Origin of the sequence: Streptomyces malaysiensis subsp. samsunensis (genome assembly GCF_024519315.1) — a bacterium.
Lineage (GTDB): Bacteria > Actinomycetota > Actinomycetes > Streptomycetales > Streptomycetaceae > Streptomyces > Streptomyces malaysiensis.
The window spans coordinates 25,879-39,141 of sequence record NZ_JANIIC010000056.1 but is presented as its reverse complement, the minus strand read 5'-3'; the positions used below and the strand labels follow the sequence as shown (position 1 = coordinate 39,141).

General features: G+C 71.1%; 13 protein-coding genes. 8 read left to right on the top strand and 5 right to left on the bottom strand.

What is annotated here, in order from left to right; all coding sequences use genetic code 11:
• The first annotated feature begins 60 nt into the window (after positions 1–60).
• Positions 61–1,023, top strand: a complete 963-nt coding sequence (locus NQU54_RS36370; protein ID WP_257634742.1) for a zinc-binding dehydrogenase — start codon at positions 61–63, stop codon at positions 1,021–1,023.
• 170 nt (positions 1,024–1,193) lie between these two features.
• On the opposite strand, the gene NQU54_RS36365 is transcribed toward NQU54_RS36370, so the two are convergent.
• The 3 genes from NQU54_RS36365 to NQU54_RS36355 all read right to left on the bottom strand — a co-directional run bounded on the left by NQU54_RS36365 (position 1,194) and on the right by NQU54_RS36355 (position 4,236).
• Positions 1,194–1,970 carry an antibiotic biosynthesis monooxygenase gene (locus NQU54_RS36365; RefSeq protein WP_257634741.1) on the bottom strand — a complete coding sequence of 259 codons (777 nt, stop codon included), beginning with the start codon at positions 1,968–1,970 and terminating at the stop codon, positions 1,194–1,196.
• Between the two features lie 332 nt (positions 1,971–2,302).
• Positions 2,303–3,379 (bottom strand): PadR family transcriptional regulator, encoded by a 1,077-nt coding sequence (locus NQU54_RS36360; RefSeq protein ID WP_257634740.1) that lies wholly within the window; start codon positions 3,377–3,379, stop codon positions 2,303–2,305.
• The gene (locus tag NQU54_RS36355) at positions 3,379–4,236 is read right to left on the bottom strand and encodes a DUF4097 family beta strand repeat-containing protein (RefSeq protein ID WP_257634739.1); all 858 of its coding nucleotides are present in this window, start codon (positions 4,234–4,236) and stop codon (positions 3,379–3,381) included. Before NQU54_RS36355 ends, NQU54_RS36360 begins: the two co-directional genes overlap by 1 nt.
• A 439-nt stretch (positions 4,237–4,675) precedes the next feature.
• Here NQU54_RS36355 and NQU54_RS36350 point away from each other — a divergent pair, with 439 nt between their 5' ends.
• The 3 genes from NQU54_RS36350 to NQU54_RS36340 all read left to right on the top strand — a co-directional run bounded on the left by NQU54_RS36350 (position 4,676) and on the right by NQU54_RS36340 (position 9,029).
• Positions 4,676–7,522 (top strand): non-ribosomal peptide synthetase, encoded by a 2,847-nt coding sequence (locus NQU54_RS36350; RefSeq protein ID WP_257634738.1) that lies wholly within the window; start codon positions 4,676–4,678, stop codon positions 7,520–7,522.
• A gap of 121 nt (positions 7,523–7,643) precedes the next feature.
• Positions 7,644–8,594, top strand: a complete 951-nt coding sequence (locus NQU54_RS36345; protein WP_257634737.1) for an NAD-dependent epimerase/dehydratase family protein — start codon at positions 7,644–7,646, stop codon at positions 8,592–8,594.
• Between the two features lie 36 nt (positions 8,595–8,630).
• Complete coding sequence (locus NQU54_RS36340; protein ID WP_257634736.1) at positions 8,631–9,029, top strand: nuclear transport factor 2 family protein; 399 nt, start codon at positions 8,631–8,633, stop codon at positions 9,027–9,029.
• 143 nt (positions 9,030–9,172) lie between these two features.
• Here NQU54_RS36340 and NQU54_RS36335 read toward each other — a convergent pair whose 3' ends face one another.
• A complete protein-coding gene (locus tag NQU54_RS36335) occupies positions 9,173–9,793 on the bottom strand; it encodes a malonic semialdehyde reductase (protein WP_069873207.1) in 621 nt (206 codons plus the stop codon).
• Between the two features lie 192 nt (positions 9,794–9,985).
• Between NQU54_RS36335 and NQU54_RS36330 the strand changes: the two genes are divergently transcribed.
• Positions 9,986–10,669, top strand: a complete 684-nt coding sequence (locus NQU54_RS36330; RefSeq protein WP_069873209.1) for a TetR/AcrR family transcriptional regulator — start codon at positions 9,986–9,988, stop codon at positions 10,667–10,669.
• A gap of 22 nt (positions 10,670–10,691) precedes the next feature.
• Entirely contained in the window at positions 10,692–11,507 is an 816-nt protein-coding gene (locus NQU54_RS36325) for an AfsR/SARP family transcriptional regulator (protein ID WP_069873212.1), read from the top strand.
• Positions 11,508–11,585: 78 nt separating this feature from the next.
• Here the strand turns inward: NQU54_RS36325 and NQU54_RS36320 are convergent, their stop codons facing one another.
• On the bottom strand, positions 11,586–11,768 hold the full coding sequence (locus tag NQU54_RS36320; protein ID WP_069873214.1) for a DUF6104 family protein: 183 nt from the start codon (positions 11,766–11,768) through the stop codon (positions 11,586–11,588).
• Between the two features lie 126 nt (positions 11,769–11,894).
• Here NQU54_RS36320 and NQU54_RS36315 point away from each other — a divergent pair, with 126 nt between their 5' ends.
• Positions 11,895–12,665: an SDR family NAD(P)-dependent oxidoreductase gene (locus NQU54_RS36315; protein ID WP_257634735.1), complete on the top strand. Its 771-nt coding sequence runs from the start codon at positions 11,895–11,897 to the stop codon at positions 12,663–12,665.
• 86 nt (positions 12,666–12,751) lie between these two features.
• Positions 12,752–13,159, top strand: a complete 408-nt coding sequence (locus NQU54_RS36310; RefSeq protein ID WP_257634734.1) for a MerR family transcriptional regulator — start codon at positions 12,752–12,754, stop codon at positions 13,157–13,159.
• The last annotated feature ends 104 nt before the right edge of the window (positions 13,160–13,263 follow it).

Here is a 13,263-nt window from a genome sequence, read left to right as displayed (position 1 = left end):
GAGCGGGGTCACATCGTGGCGAGGTTCCGCAGGGTCCCCACGCGGCCTATGGTCGGGATCATGTTCGCTGCCTATGCCGCACGTATCGACCGTGACCAGCCGCTGAGCGGCCTCGAACTGGGGGAGCGCCCCGAGCCGGAGACACGGCCCGGCTGGACCACCGTGAACGTCAGGGCCGCCTCGCTCAACCACCACGATCTGTGGTCGCTGCGCGGTGTGGGCCTCGGTGAGGAGTCGCTTCCGATGATCCTCGGCTGTGACGCGGCCGGGGTCGATGAGGACGGCAACGAGGTCGTCCTCCACTCCGTCATCGGCCAGAGTGGACACGGTGTCGGTCCCAAGGAGCCCCGCTCCATCCTCACCGAGCGTTATCAGGGCACCTTCGCCGAGAAGGTGACCGTCCCCAGCTGGAATCTGCTGCCCAAGCCCAAGGAGCTCTCCTTCGAGGAGGCCGCCTGCCTGCCCACGGCCTGGCTGACCGCCTACCGGATGCTGTTCACCAACGCGGGGGTGCGCCCCGGCGACAGCGTGCTGGTCCAGGGCGCCGGCGGCGGTGTGGCCACCGCCGCGATCGTGCTGGGCGCGGCGGCCGGTCTTCGGGTGCTGGCCACCAGCCGTGACGAGGCCAAGCGGGCCCGCGCCGTCGAGCTGGGCGCCGAGGGCGCGTACGCACCGGGGGAGCGGCTGCCGCGCCGGGTGGACGCCGTGATCGAGACGGTGGGCGCCGCGACCTGGTCGCATTCGGTGAAGTCCCTCAAGCCGGGCGGCACCCTGGTGATTTCGGGCGCCACCAGCGGCCCCGACCCCAAGGCCACCGAGCTCAACCGGATCTTCTTCCTGGAGCTGAAGGTCGTCGGCTCCACGATGGGCGGGAAGGACGAGCTGGAGGACCTGCTGAGCTTCTGTGCCGCACGCGGTGTACGGCCGGTGATCGACTCGGTGCTGCCGCTGGACCGGGCCCGGGAGGGGTTCGAGAAGATGGCGGGCGGCGATCTGTTCGGCAAGGTCGTGCTGACGGTCTGAAATATTCCGTCGGCGTCCCCGGCCACAATGCGGGCCGGGGATTCGCGAAGGAATTCGATTTCACCCCGTGGATGCCGTCCGCTTACGCCCCGTGGATGCGGTCCGCGTCGAGAGGACGGAGACCGTGTCGGGCATATGCCGGGGGCGTAGTGCGAAAGCCGTACGGCGTTCTACCGGGCCTCGCGCTCCGGCGAATTCGCGGAATTCGGCGGTGCCTCCGACGGCCGTACGAAGCTCCGCCGGAAGCGATAGGAGCGGGCCGACGCGCCCACTCGTCCGGGGAAGTCGCGCACCCGGTCCCAGGCGGATGAGCCGCCGCGCGGCCCATCCGCCGCCAGGGCCGCCTCGTACGCCTCCGCACCGGTCCAGCGGGCGTAGTTGAGCACCCGGGCGCGGTCGGTGCGCAGATGGCGCTCGCCGTCGACGATCAGATGGAAGTCGGCGGTGAGCAGGCCCTGGTCGGGCTCGCTCTCCAGCGCCTCGATGACCAGGTCGACCCAGGACCGGCGGAGCCCGGGATCGGGGTCGTCGAAGTCGATCTCGACCACGACGATCAGCCCGGGGTCCTGGGCGCCGCCCTGGGCGGCCGGTGCCTGGAAGCCGCGGTAGTGGCGGTAGCGGGAGAGGCCGAGCCGCTCGATGCCCGGGACCGCGCTGTCGATCGCGTCGTTGCGCTCCTGGCGGTGGGTCCGGACGAAGGCGTGGTACGCCGCCTCGTCGGCCCACTGGGAATGGTGCATCAGCGTATCGCCGTCCGTACCCGCGTAGACGTTGTACGAAAGCAGCTCGGGTGCCGGCCAGGGGCGGCCGTCCCAGGCGGCGGCGATGGCGTCGACCGCGGCCCGCTGCCGTTCCGGTGTGCCCACGCTCCAGGTGCTGAAGAGCGCGGCGCCCACATCGGGCCGGGTGAGGTCGGGCAGCGGACCGGAGCTGGTCAGGGCGGACACGGCGGTCTCCTCGCGGTCGGGAGAATGCGGTGAGGACAAGGGGATCGGGGCCGGAGGGGCGCCCCCGTGGCGCGCCCCTCCGACCCCGATCCTGGAACTTCAACCGCGGTTGAGGTCAAGCGGACGACCGGGCCGGGCGCCGCGGACGATCGACGGCAGGTCGGGGCACTTCCGGCGGAGCGCCTCAGCGGATCGGCGGAAGTCGGCTGCGGTTCGGTGGCGCCCCGAAGGGGCGCGGGGCTGTGTCGATGTGCGGCTCCGCCGCGCGGGCGCGACCAGCCACGATGGCGCCGCGGACGATCGACGGCAGGTCGGGGCACTTCCGGCGGAGCCTAGCCGCGTTCGCCCCGCAGCAGCGCGGTGATCCGCGCCGCCGTCGCCCCCAGCTGACGGCGCGCCTCCGCCAGCTGGGCGTCGGTCACCCCGTGGTCGCGGGCCGCGTCGCGGATGTCGTCGCGGAGCCGGTCGAGCAGCCGCTCCAGATCGCGGGCTGGGGCGTCCGAGGGGGTGAAGTCCCTGGCCCACTCGGGCTCCCGTACCCCGGCCGGGCCGCTGCCGCCGGCCGGCTTCTGCTCCTCGTGGCCGCCCTCCGGCTTGGTCATGTCCACCCGTTCGACCGTGACCTCCGGCCCGCCCAGCACATCGTCCCAGCCCCAGTCCGAGCGCGAGGTGCCCTGCCGGGAGATCCGGCTCATACCGCGCGACACCTCGGCCAGGCCCTCGCGCACCGCCCGCTGCCAGTCGCCCGCCCGGATGTGATCCTGCGTCTGCTCCTGAACCCGCCGGGCTATCCGCTGGACCTCCTCGCGTGCGAAGTCCTGCGCGTCCTTGGCCTGCTTACGGGCGCGCTGGGCGTCCTGCCGGGCCCGCCGGCTCTCCTCCTTCGCCCGGCGCGCCTGCTCCTTCCACTCCTCCCGCGCGCGCCGCATCTCCTCCTTCGCCTGCCGCCAGGTCTCCTTGTCGCCCCACTGCCCCTCCCACGGGCCGTGCTTGTCCTGCTTGTCCCGGGCGCCGCCGGAGGTACGGGCCCGCTGGGCCGCCTCCCGCATCTCCCGCCGCAGATCGCTCGCGGAGCCGCGGACGTCCTCGCGGATCTCGGCGGCGAGTTCGGCGACCGACTCGCGGATCTCCAGCTCCAGATCGGCCAGTTCACCGCCGCGGTCGGCCAGCTCGGCGCGCCCGGCGTCGGTGATGGAGTAGACCTTGCGGCCGCCCTCGGTGGTGTGGGTGACCAGGCCCTCGGCCTCCAGCTTGGCCAGCCGCGGATAGACGGTGCCGGCCGAGGGCGCGTACAGCCCCTGGAACCGCTCCTCCAGCAGGCGGATGACCTCGTAGCCGTGGCGCGGCGCCTCGTCGAGCAGCTTGAGCAGATACAGACGCAGTCGGCCGTGGGCGAATACGGGGGGCATCAGAGGACCTTTCCCTGGGTGCCGTCGGCGGTGTCCGTGTCCTCCTCGGACGGTGGACGGCACAGCAGCGCGATGGCGCCCGAGACGGTGGTGGCCTTGAGACTGCCATTTCCCGCGCCGAGCCGGCCGGTGATCCTCTTGGCTCCCCACTGGCCGCTGACCCGCAGGTCCTCGAAGCCGTTGGAGACCGAGCCGCTGGCCGTGTTGGCCTCCACCTCGGCGTCGGCGGGGTGCGGCAGCCGGATGGCGATCTCGCCGGAGACGGTGGTGAGGCGGATGTCGGAGCACCGCGGGGCGGGGGCCAGGTCGAGCACCATGTCCCCGCTGACCGACTCGGCCCGTACCAGGGGCCCCGAGCCCTCGACGACGGTGAGGTCGCCGGAGACGGAGTGGAACCGCAGATCGCCGGTGACGGCCTGCGCCTCGACCCGGCCGGAGACGGTGTCGGCCTGGACCGGCCCGGTCAGCCCGAGCAGGGTGAAGTCGCCGGAGACACCGCGCAGTCCGGCACGGCCGGTCAGCCCGGAGACCACGGCGGAGCCCCCGACGACGCCGATCGTGGAGCTGGTGCCGGCGGGCACGGTGAGGGTCACATGGGCGGTGCGGTTCCACTGCCCGAGCCACTTGCGGAAGCCCTCCCAGGACAGGTCGTCGTAGCCGACGCTCAGGGTGCCGTCGGTGTGGCTGACCTTCAGCGGCGGGCCGTCGATCTCCGAGACCTCGAGGCGGGCGGGGCCGGGGGCCGCGCCGACCACATTGACCGTGCCGCCCACGATGCGTACGTCGAGAGTGGACACCGGGTCGTCGAAGGTGAGCTTCTGTGGCGCGGTGATCGACCACTGTGATCCGGCTGACATCCCTGGCCTCCCCTGGCTGGACGGCGCGCCCCTGGCTGGATGTGCGCGCGCCGCCCTTGACCGGACGTGCGTCCGCCATCTGGACGCAACATATCGTGTCTCCTGCTCAACACGATATATCGCGGCAGCGCGGAGTCAAGCCCGGTCCGGACCCTGAGCGGGTGCCGGGGGCCGGGATCCCGGAGCCGCGGTCGGTGATGGATCCGCTTCCACACCCCCGCGCACCTGCGCACAATCACGCGAGCGGGTGGCGGACGCGGCGACAGATGCATGGCACAGTCATCGTTTCCCGGCGGGTTGAATCGCCCTTCTTCAAGAAAGTGATCCACCGTGGGAATTTCCGCTAGAGCTTCGCTAGAGCCCTGGTAGAGCGTCATGGAGACATATGTTTGAGGCTGTTACCTTCGTGGCCTCAGAATCGGGAGGGGCCGTGGGGGGAATGACGTCACAACCCTGGAAAACCTCGGTACCAGAAGAAGGCGCGGAGCCGCCCTCGGTTGCCCGGTTGCTCTTGCGGGCCGCCCGTGACCACGCCCATTCCGGGGTGCGCTATCTGACCGGGCCCACGGCGAGTGAATCCGTGCGGCAGTCCTATCCGGAACTTCTGGAATCGGCCCTCGGGCTTCTCTCCGCACTCCGGGACCGCGGATTGCGGCCGCGGGACAAGGTGGCCCTGCTGCTGGACCGCCAGCCGGAATTCCTGACGGTCCTCTGGGCCTGTCTGCTGGGCGGCTTCGTGCCCTGCCCGATGGTGCCGATCACCGGCGACCCGGCCCGCTGGGCGACCCAACTCGCCCATGTCAACGGGCTGTTGGACGGCCCCCTGCTGGTCACCACCGAGACGATGCGGGCCGAGCTGCCGGAGGTTCCCGGGCTCGCGGTGGCCGCCGTGGAGGAGCTGCGGGAGGCCGGGGGCCCCTCCGGCGCCGAGCGCGACCGAGAACCCGCCGTGCACTCCGCGGCCCCGGAGGACCTCGCCCTGCTGGTGCTGACCTCCGGCTCCACCGGGAATTCCAAGGCGGTCATGCTCACCCATGGAAATATCCTGGCGTCCATGGCAGGAAAGGCGGGGAAACAGCGGCTCACCGCCGCCGACACCACCTTCAATTGGATTTCCTACGACCATGTGGCCGCGCTTTTGGAAGCGCATATGCTGCCGCTGTACGTGGGCGCCGAACAATTGCATGCGGAAGCCTCGGTCATTCTCGAGGAGCCGCTGCGGTTCCTCCGTATCATTTCCCGTCACAAGGTCACGATGACCTTTACGCCGAACTTCCTCCTCGGCCCGCTGAATTCCTCCGTGCAGGAGATCGCGGAGGAGATATCGGCGGGCGGCGAAGGGCTCGATCTCAGCGCGCTGCGCCATATCGTCAGCGGCGGAGAGGCGAATGTCGTGGCGACCGGCGAGGCATTCCTCGCCCATTACGCTCCGTACGGTCTGCGGGAGGGCGCGCTCTGGCCCGCCTTCGGGATGACCGAGACCTGCGCGGGCAGCATCTACAACCGCGCGTTCCCGGTCACCGACGTGGGCGAGGAGTTCGCCAACCTCGGCACCCCCGTCGAGGGGCTGCGGATCCGGGTCGCCGATGACGACCACCGGGCGCTGCCCGAGGGCGAGATCGGCGAGCTCCAGCTCAGCGGGCCGATGATCACCACCGGCTACTACAACAACGCGGAGGCCACCGAGGAAGCCTTCACCCCCGACGGCTGGTTCCGCAGCGGCGACCTGGGCCGGATCGACGAGGGCCGGCTGACCCTCGTCGGGCGCAGCAAGGACAGCGTCATCGTCAATGGCGTCAACTACTTCAGCCATGAGATAGAGGCCGCCCTGGAGCAGCTGGACGACGTCGTGAGCGGCTATGTCGCGGCGTTCCCGACCCGCCGCCCCGGCAGCGACACCGAGCAGCTGGTCATCGCCGTCAGCCCGGAGCCCGCGGACGACGACGAGGCCGGGCTGTACCGCATGATCACCGCGGTGCGCTCGACCGTCGTGATCCACTGGGGCTTCAGACCCTTCCTCATCCTGCCGCTGCCCAGGGACGCCTTCCCCAAGACCAGCCTCGGCAAGACGCTGCGCCGCAGGATGCGCCAGCGCCTGGAGTCCGGCGGCTACGACGATGTCATCGAGCGGGTCGCGGAGCTGACCACCCGCCGCCTCGGCCGCCACACCCCGCCCGAGGGCGAGACCGAGCGGGTCCTGGCGGAGATCTACGCCGAGATGTTCGACACCGTCCCCGAGCGGATCAGCGCCACCGCCGGCTTCTTCGACCTCGGCGGCACCTCGCTCGACATCCTGCGGCTGCGGCGCCAGGTCCACCGGCTCCTCGGGGTCGCGGACCTGCCGGTCATCACGGTGCTCACGGCGCCGTCGGTACGGCGGCTCGCCGCCCGGATCGCGGGCGGCGGCACACACCACGCCGCCGAGTACGACCCGGTCGTACCGCTCCAGACCGGCGGTGAGAAGACCCCGCTGTTCTGTGTCCACCCCGGCGTCGGCGAGGTCCTGGTCTTCGTCAACCTCGCCAAGTACTTCGTCGGCGACCGGCCGTTCTACGCACTGCGCGCCCGTGGCTTCAACGAGGGCGAGAAGCCCTTCACCAGCTTCGAGGAGATGGTGGAGTGCTATGTGGAGGCCATCCGCGCCCGCCAGCCGCACGGCCCCTACGCCATCGCCGGATACTCCTACGGCGGCGCCGTGGCCTTCGAGATCGCCAAGGCGCTCGAGGCCCAGGGCGAGCGGGTCGACTTCGCGGGCAGCTTCAACCTCCCGCCGCACATCAAGTACCGCATGGACGAGCTCGACTTCATCGAGACCGCGACCAACCTCGCCTTCTTCCTCGACCTGATCAACAAGAAGCAGTCGCTCGACCTCCCCGCCGAGCTGCGCCCGCTGCCCCGCGAGGAGCAGCTCGCGCATCTGCTGCGGATCGCCCCGCGGGGCCGGCTGGACGAACTCGACCTGGACCTCGGCAAGTTCACCGCCTGGGCGGAGCTGGCCCACGGCCTGACCGCGCTGGGCCGCGACTACCACCCCAGCGGCACCACCCGTTCCATGACGGTCTTCTACGCGATCCCGCTGCGCGGCACCAAGGAGGACTGGCTGGCGAACGAGTTGCGCAGGTGGGACGAGTTCACCACCGAGCCCAACCGGTATCTGGACGTCCCCGGTGAGCACTACACCCTGATGGGCCCGCGCCATGTCGCGGCCTTCCAGGCGGTGCTGCGCAGGGAACTCGACCGTGCGCTGGGCGACGCCGACCGCGCCCGGACAACGGGCCGGGCATAGGCCGCCCGGAGGGCCGGACACAGGCCCGGCAGGGCTGGAGCGCAGGCCCGAGCGGGGCCGGACACAGGCTCGCGAGGGCCAGGTACACAGGCCCCGCGCGGGCCGGGCACAAGGACCCATGATGGCCAGGCAAAGGGAGAAGAGCAGGGTGGAAGGCAAGAAGATCCTGGTCACCGGGGCCACCGGGCAGGTGGCCCGGCCGGTGGCCGAGGCGCTCGCCGGGCGCAACGAGGTGTGGTGCCTGGGCCGGTTCGGCACCCCCGGTGTCGAGAAGGAGCTGACCGACCAGGGGATCACCACATTCCACTGGGACATGAACGACCAGGGCCCGGCGGCGTACGAGGGGCTGCCGGACGACTTCACCCATGTCTTCCACTCGGCGGTGCGCCGCGGCGAGGACGGCGACGTCAACGCGGCCATCGAGGTCAACTCGGTGGCCACCGGCCGTCTGATGACCCACTGCCGGAGCGCCGAGGCGTTCCTCTTCGTCTCCACCGGGGCGCTCTACAAGCGGCAGACCCTCGACCACGCGTACTCCGAGGACGACCCCGTCGACGGAGTGGCCGACTGGCTGCCCGCCTACCCGGTGGGCAAGATCGCCGCGGAGGGCGCGGTACGGGCGTTCGCCCAGGTGCTGGATCTGCCGACGACCATCGCCCGGCTCAACATCGCCTACGGCCCCGGCGGTTACGGCGGGGTGCCGATGCTCTACTTCAAGCGGATGCTCGCGGGCGAGCCGATACCGGTGCCCATGGAGGGCCAGAACTGGTGCTCGCTCCTCCACACCGACGATCTGATCGCCCATGTCCCCCATCTGTGGCAGGCCGCCTCGACTCCGGCCACGCTGGTCAACTGGGGCGGGGACGAGGCGGTCGGGATGACCGACTGCGTGCGCCATCTGGAGGAGCTCACCGGGGTACGGGCCCGGCTCGTGCCCAGCGAGGTGACCCGCGAGACCTATCACTTCGACCCCACGAGGCGGCGCGAGATCACCGGCCCCTGCCGGGTGCCGTGGCGCGAGGGCGTACGGCGCACGCTCCAGGCGCTCCACCCCGAGCACCTTCCGTCCTAGCCGCGGCACACCGCCGTCCGAGGAGTGGCGAACACCATGGCATCACCGAACATCGAGGCCATCCGCGCCTCCTACGCCGGTTTCCGCGACCGCGACATCGAGGGGATCCTGTCCGGTATGCACCCCGGTGTGGAGTGGGTGCATCCGGAGGGGATGGCCAAGTACGGGCTCGGCGGCACCAAGCTGGGCCATGCGGGGATCAAGGAGTTCCTGGCCCATGTGCCCACCGTGCTGGGCGGGATGCGGCTCGAGCCGAAGGAGTTCATCGAACAGGGCGACCGGATCGTGGTGTTCGGCACCCGTGAGGTGACTTCGCGCCGCGGGACGACCGTGACCCTGGACTTCGTCCACTCGTGGACGATGCGCGACGGCAAGGCGGCGAGGATGGAGGACATCTTCGACACCGTGGCGTTCCATGAGCTGATCGAGAGCTGATCGAGAGCTGATCAAGAGCTGGGCGAGGGCCTCCGTACCGGCCCGCCCGTTTCCCCGCGCTTTCGGGCGCGGGGAAGCGGGCGGATACCGTTTCGCGGGCCGAGGTCTCAGGCCGGTTCTCGGACGGGTTCTCGGACCGGTTTTCAGACCGTACGGAAGACCTCGTCGTACTCCAGGCGCGGCAGCCGCCCCATCCAGGCGTCGGGGCCCGGCTTGCCGATGTTGACCACACAGACCGCCGTGTGCCGACCGTCCTCGAAGAACTCCTTGGAGACTGCCGCGTGGTCGAAGCCGATCATGGGCCCGGCGGCGAGCCCCGCGGCGCGCACGCCCAGGATGAAGTAGCCCACCTGGAGCGCCGTGTTGAATCGCGCCGACCCCTCCCGGACGTCGGGGTCGGCGAAGAACGCCTGCGGGTTCTCCATGAACGGCACCAGCCGCGGCAGCTCCTCATGGAAGTCCAGGTCCGCGGCGAGCACCGCCACCAGCGGCGCCTTGGCGGTCTTCTCCTGGTTCCGCCCCGTCATATGCGCCACCAGCCGGGCGCGCGCCTCCGCCGAGCGCACCAGGACCGCCCGCAGCGGCTGCTGGTTCATCGAGGTGGGCGCGTACTTGACCAACTCGTGGATCGCGCGGACCTGTTCCTCCGTGACCGGCTCGTCGGTGAAGGTGTTGGCCGTCCGGGCCTCCAGGAACAGCTGCCGCTGCGCCTCCGGCGCCAGGGTGAGAGGGCTCAGGGCCCCGCTGTTCTCCGGTGCGCTCATCGAGCTCTCCTTGTGAAGCGGTGATGGACCGATGAAAACGATGAAAACGACGAAAAGGGTGAAAACGGTGAAACAGGCATGATCCGCTGATGAATTAAATGGACTGGACGGGCTAGTCCACTGCGGTAAACGAAGGCTAGACTCACAAGTCCATCGAGGGCAAGACCGGCTCGGAGCGAGGAGGTTGGGCCGTTGCGGACGGACAGCGGTCCCCGGCGCAGCGCCGCGGGACGACCCGCGGGCCCCCAACCCGCCAAGCGGCAGGCGATCTTGGAGGCGGCCGTGGCCGTCTTCCTGCGCGAGGGATACAACCGGGCCAGTGTGGATGTCATCGCGGACGAGGCCCGTGTGTCCAAGCAGACCGTCTACAACCACTTCGGCGACAAGGAACGGTTGTTCATCGCCGCCGTCGAGGAGGAGCGGGAGCGGGTGGCGGCCGGTTTCGCCGCCGGTTCCCCGTACGTCCTCGGCCCGGACGGCGCCGCGAACGCCGAGGCGTACGACGGCGGCGACGCCCGCGCCGCGCTGATCGCCTTCGGCCACCGGGTGCTCGCCGTGCTCCTCGACGAACGGGCCTCCGCACTGCGCCGCCTGGTCATCGCCGAGGTCGCCCGCCACCCGTCGCTGCGCCCCGCGTGCGCGGAGGGCGAGCCCCAGCAGCTGGTGAAGTATCTCGCCGAGATGCTCGGCCGGCGCAGCAGCCGCGGCGAGCTGAGCGTGCCGGATCCGGCCGCCGCCGCCCACCAGTTCGTGGCCCTGGTCGTCCAGCAGGGCCTCTACCAGTCGATGTACGGTACCCGCCCGCTCGCCGACGACGAGGCCGCCGCCATCTACGAGAGCGCCGCCGACCTGCTCGTCCGCGCGTACCGCCCATGAAGCCCGAAGAGAGGTGCCACCCATGCGGGTGAGCGTGCTCGGACCGCTGACACTCGGCCTCGGCGCCCGCTCCGGGGTGCCCAGCGCGATGAAGCCGCGCAAGGTCCTGTCGCTGCTGCTGCTCAACGCCGGCCGGATGGTGCCGGTGCAGTCGCTGATGGCCGAGCTCTGGGGCGATCAGCCGCCGCGCACCGGGCTGACCACGCTCCAGACGTACATCCTGCATCTGCGCAAGCTGCTCGCCGAGATGCTGGGGATCCCCTCGGCCACCGTCACCCGGGATGTGCTCCAGACCCGGCCCGGGGGCTACGCCATGGTGGTGGAGCCCGGTGAGCTCGACGTCCACGAGTACCGCGACCTCGTCGCCGAGGGCGAATGCGCGCTGGAGGTCGGCGACGAGCGGACGGCCGACACCTCCTTCCGGCGGGCGCTGGCCCTCTGGCAGGGCCCGGCCCTGGTCGACGTCACCCCGCACGGCCGGCCGCTCCAGGCGGAGGTCGCCCGGCTCGAGCAGTCGCGGCTCACGGTCACCGAGCGCGGTATCGAGACCCGGCTGCGGCTCGGCAGCCATCTGGAGGTGCTCAGCGACCTCGCCTCGCTGGTCGTGGAGCACCGCTTCCACGAGGGCCTGCACGGGCAGTACATGCTCGCCCTCCACCGCTCCGGCCAGCGCACCCGTGCCCTGACGGTCTATCAGCGGCTGCGGACGGCGATGACGGAGGAGCTGGGTCTCGAGCCCTCGGCGAAGCTCCAGCGGCTCCAGCAGGCGGTGCTGGTGTCCGACCCCCGGCTGGACCACGAGGCGGGGGCGCCGGGGCGCGGTCCGGTGGTGGCCTGAGGGGCGGCCACCGGGGCCGCGGCGCCCGGACGTCCCCGCCCCGGGACTCGCGCCCTCGGCCGGGGACGCCCTCAGCCGTCAGATGTCGTCGTCTTCCTCGTCGAGCCGGGCCAGCCAGGTCGCCAGCCGCTCCACCGGGACCTCGAAGTCCGGGTTCAGGTCGACGAACGTCCGCAGTTGCTGGGCGAGCCACTCGAAGGTGAACTCCTCGTCGCCGCGCCGCTGCTCCAGTTCCTCGATACCGCGATCGGTGAAGTACAAGGGTCGCTCCGGAGGGGGTGGTGTGGATGTGCCAGCCCAGGATATGCGGCCGTACGACCCGGTGAGCGACCTGAGGGCCGCCGGGGTTGACGTTGACGCATGCGTCAATGTTTACGGTTCATCGGCATGACAGACATGACAGCCGCACACTTCCATGGCAAAGCGGTGATCGTCACCGGTGGGGGCACGGGGATCGGGCGGGCCACCGCGCGGACCTTCGCCGAGCAGGGCGCCCAGGTGCTGGTGGTGGGCCGTACGGCGGACAGGCTCGCCGAGACGGCCGCCGAGGCACCGGGCATCCAGCAGCTCGCGACCGACGTCTCGGCCCCCGGCGCCGCCGAGCTGATCGTGAACACCGCGCGGGAGGCGTTCGGCCGGATCGATGTGCTGGTCAACAACGCCGCCGTGGTCCGGCAGACGCCGCTCGGGGACGCCGAGCGGGAGGCCGCGGAGGAGATGCTCGCCGTCAACCTGCTCGCCCCGGTCCACCTCACCCAGGCCGCCCTTCCGCATCTGAGCGAGACCGCCGGGGTCGTGATCAACGTCAGTACGGCGATCGGCCAGCGCGGCTGGCCGTTCACCGGCGGAGAGCTGTACGCGGCGCTGAAGGCCGCGCTGGACACGCTGACTCGGAGCTGGGCGGTGTGGTTCGCCCCGAGCGGGGTGCGCGTGGTCGGGGTGGCCCCCGGCCCCATCGCCACCCCGATCGGACAGCACCAGGGGCTCGACGCCGAGCAGATCGAGGCCCTGCGGACGACGCTGATCGAGCATGTGCCGCTGCGGCGGGTCGGCCGGGCGGAGGAGGTCGCCTTCTGGATCGCCCAGCTCGCCAGGGCCGAGGCGGGCTACACCACCGGTGTCGTGCTGCCCGTGGACGGCGGGGCGCTGGTCGGCTGAGCGCTCCGCCGGAAGTGCGCTCCACCGGAAGTGCGCTCCACCGCGAGTGCGCCGAGCTTCCGTCGATCCATGGGTAGTGTCGCCGTATGCGGATAGGGGAGTTGGCGAAGGCCACCGGTGCCACCACCAGGGCCCTGCGGTTCTACGAGGAGCGCGGGCTGCTGAGCTCGGCCCGCGCGGTCAACGGCTACCGGATGTACGACGAGCGGGCGATCCGGCGCGTGGCCAACATCCGCTATCTGCTGGACGCCGGGCTCACGCTGGAGGACGTCGAGCACTTCCGCGCCTGCCTGGACGGCGATCTGCCGAACAGCCCGCCCTCCGAGGCCGGGCTGAACGTCGGGCGCCGCCGCCTGAGCGTGCTGGACGAGCGGATCGCCGCCCTCGCCCGGGTGCGCGACGAACTCGCCGAGCGGCTCGCCGTCGCCTCCGCCGCGCTGCCGCGCGCGGGGGAGGCGGCGGAGCGGACCGCGGTCATTCCGTCGTGCGGCTGAGCAGCCAGGACACCAGCGCTCGGACGGCGCCGGTGACCGCGGCGGCGGAGAGCGTGAGGACGGCGGAGCGGCGGCGGTTCGGCATCTTTGACCTGCTTTCGTGA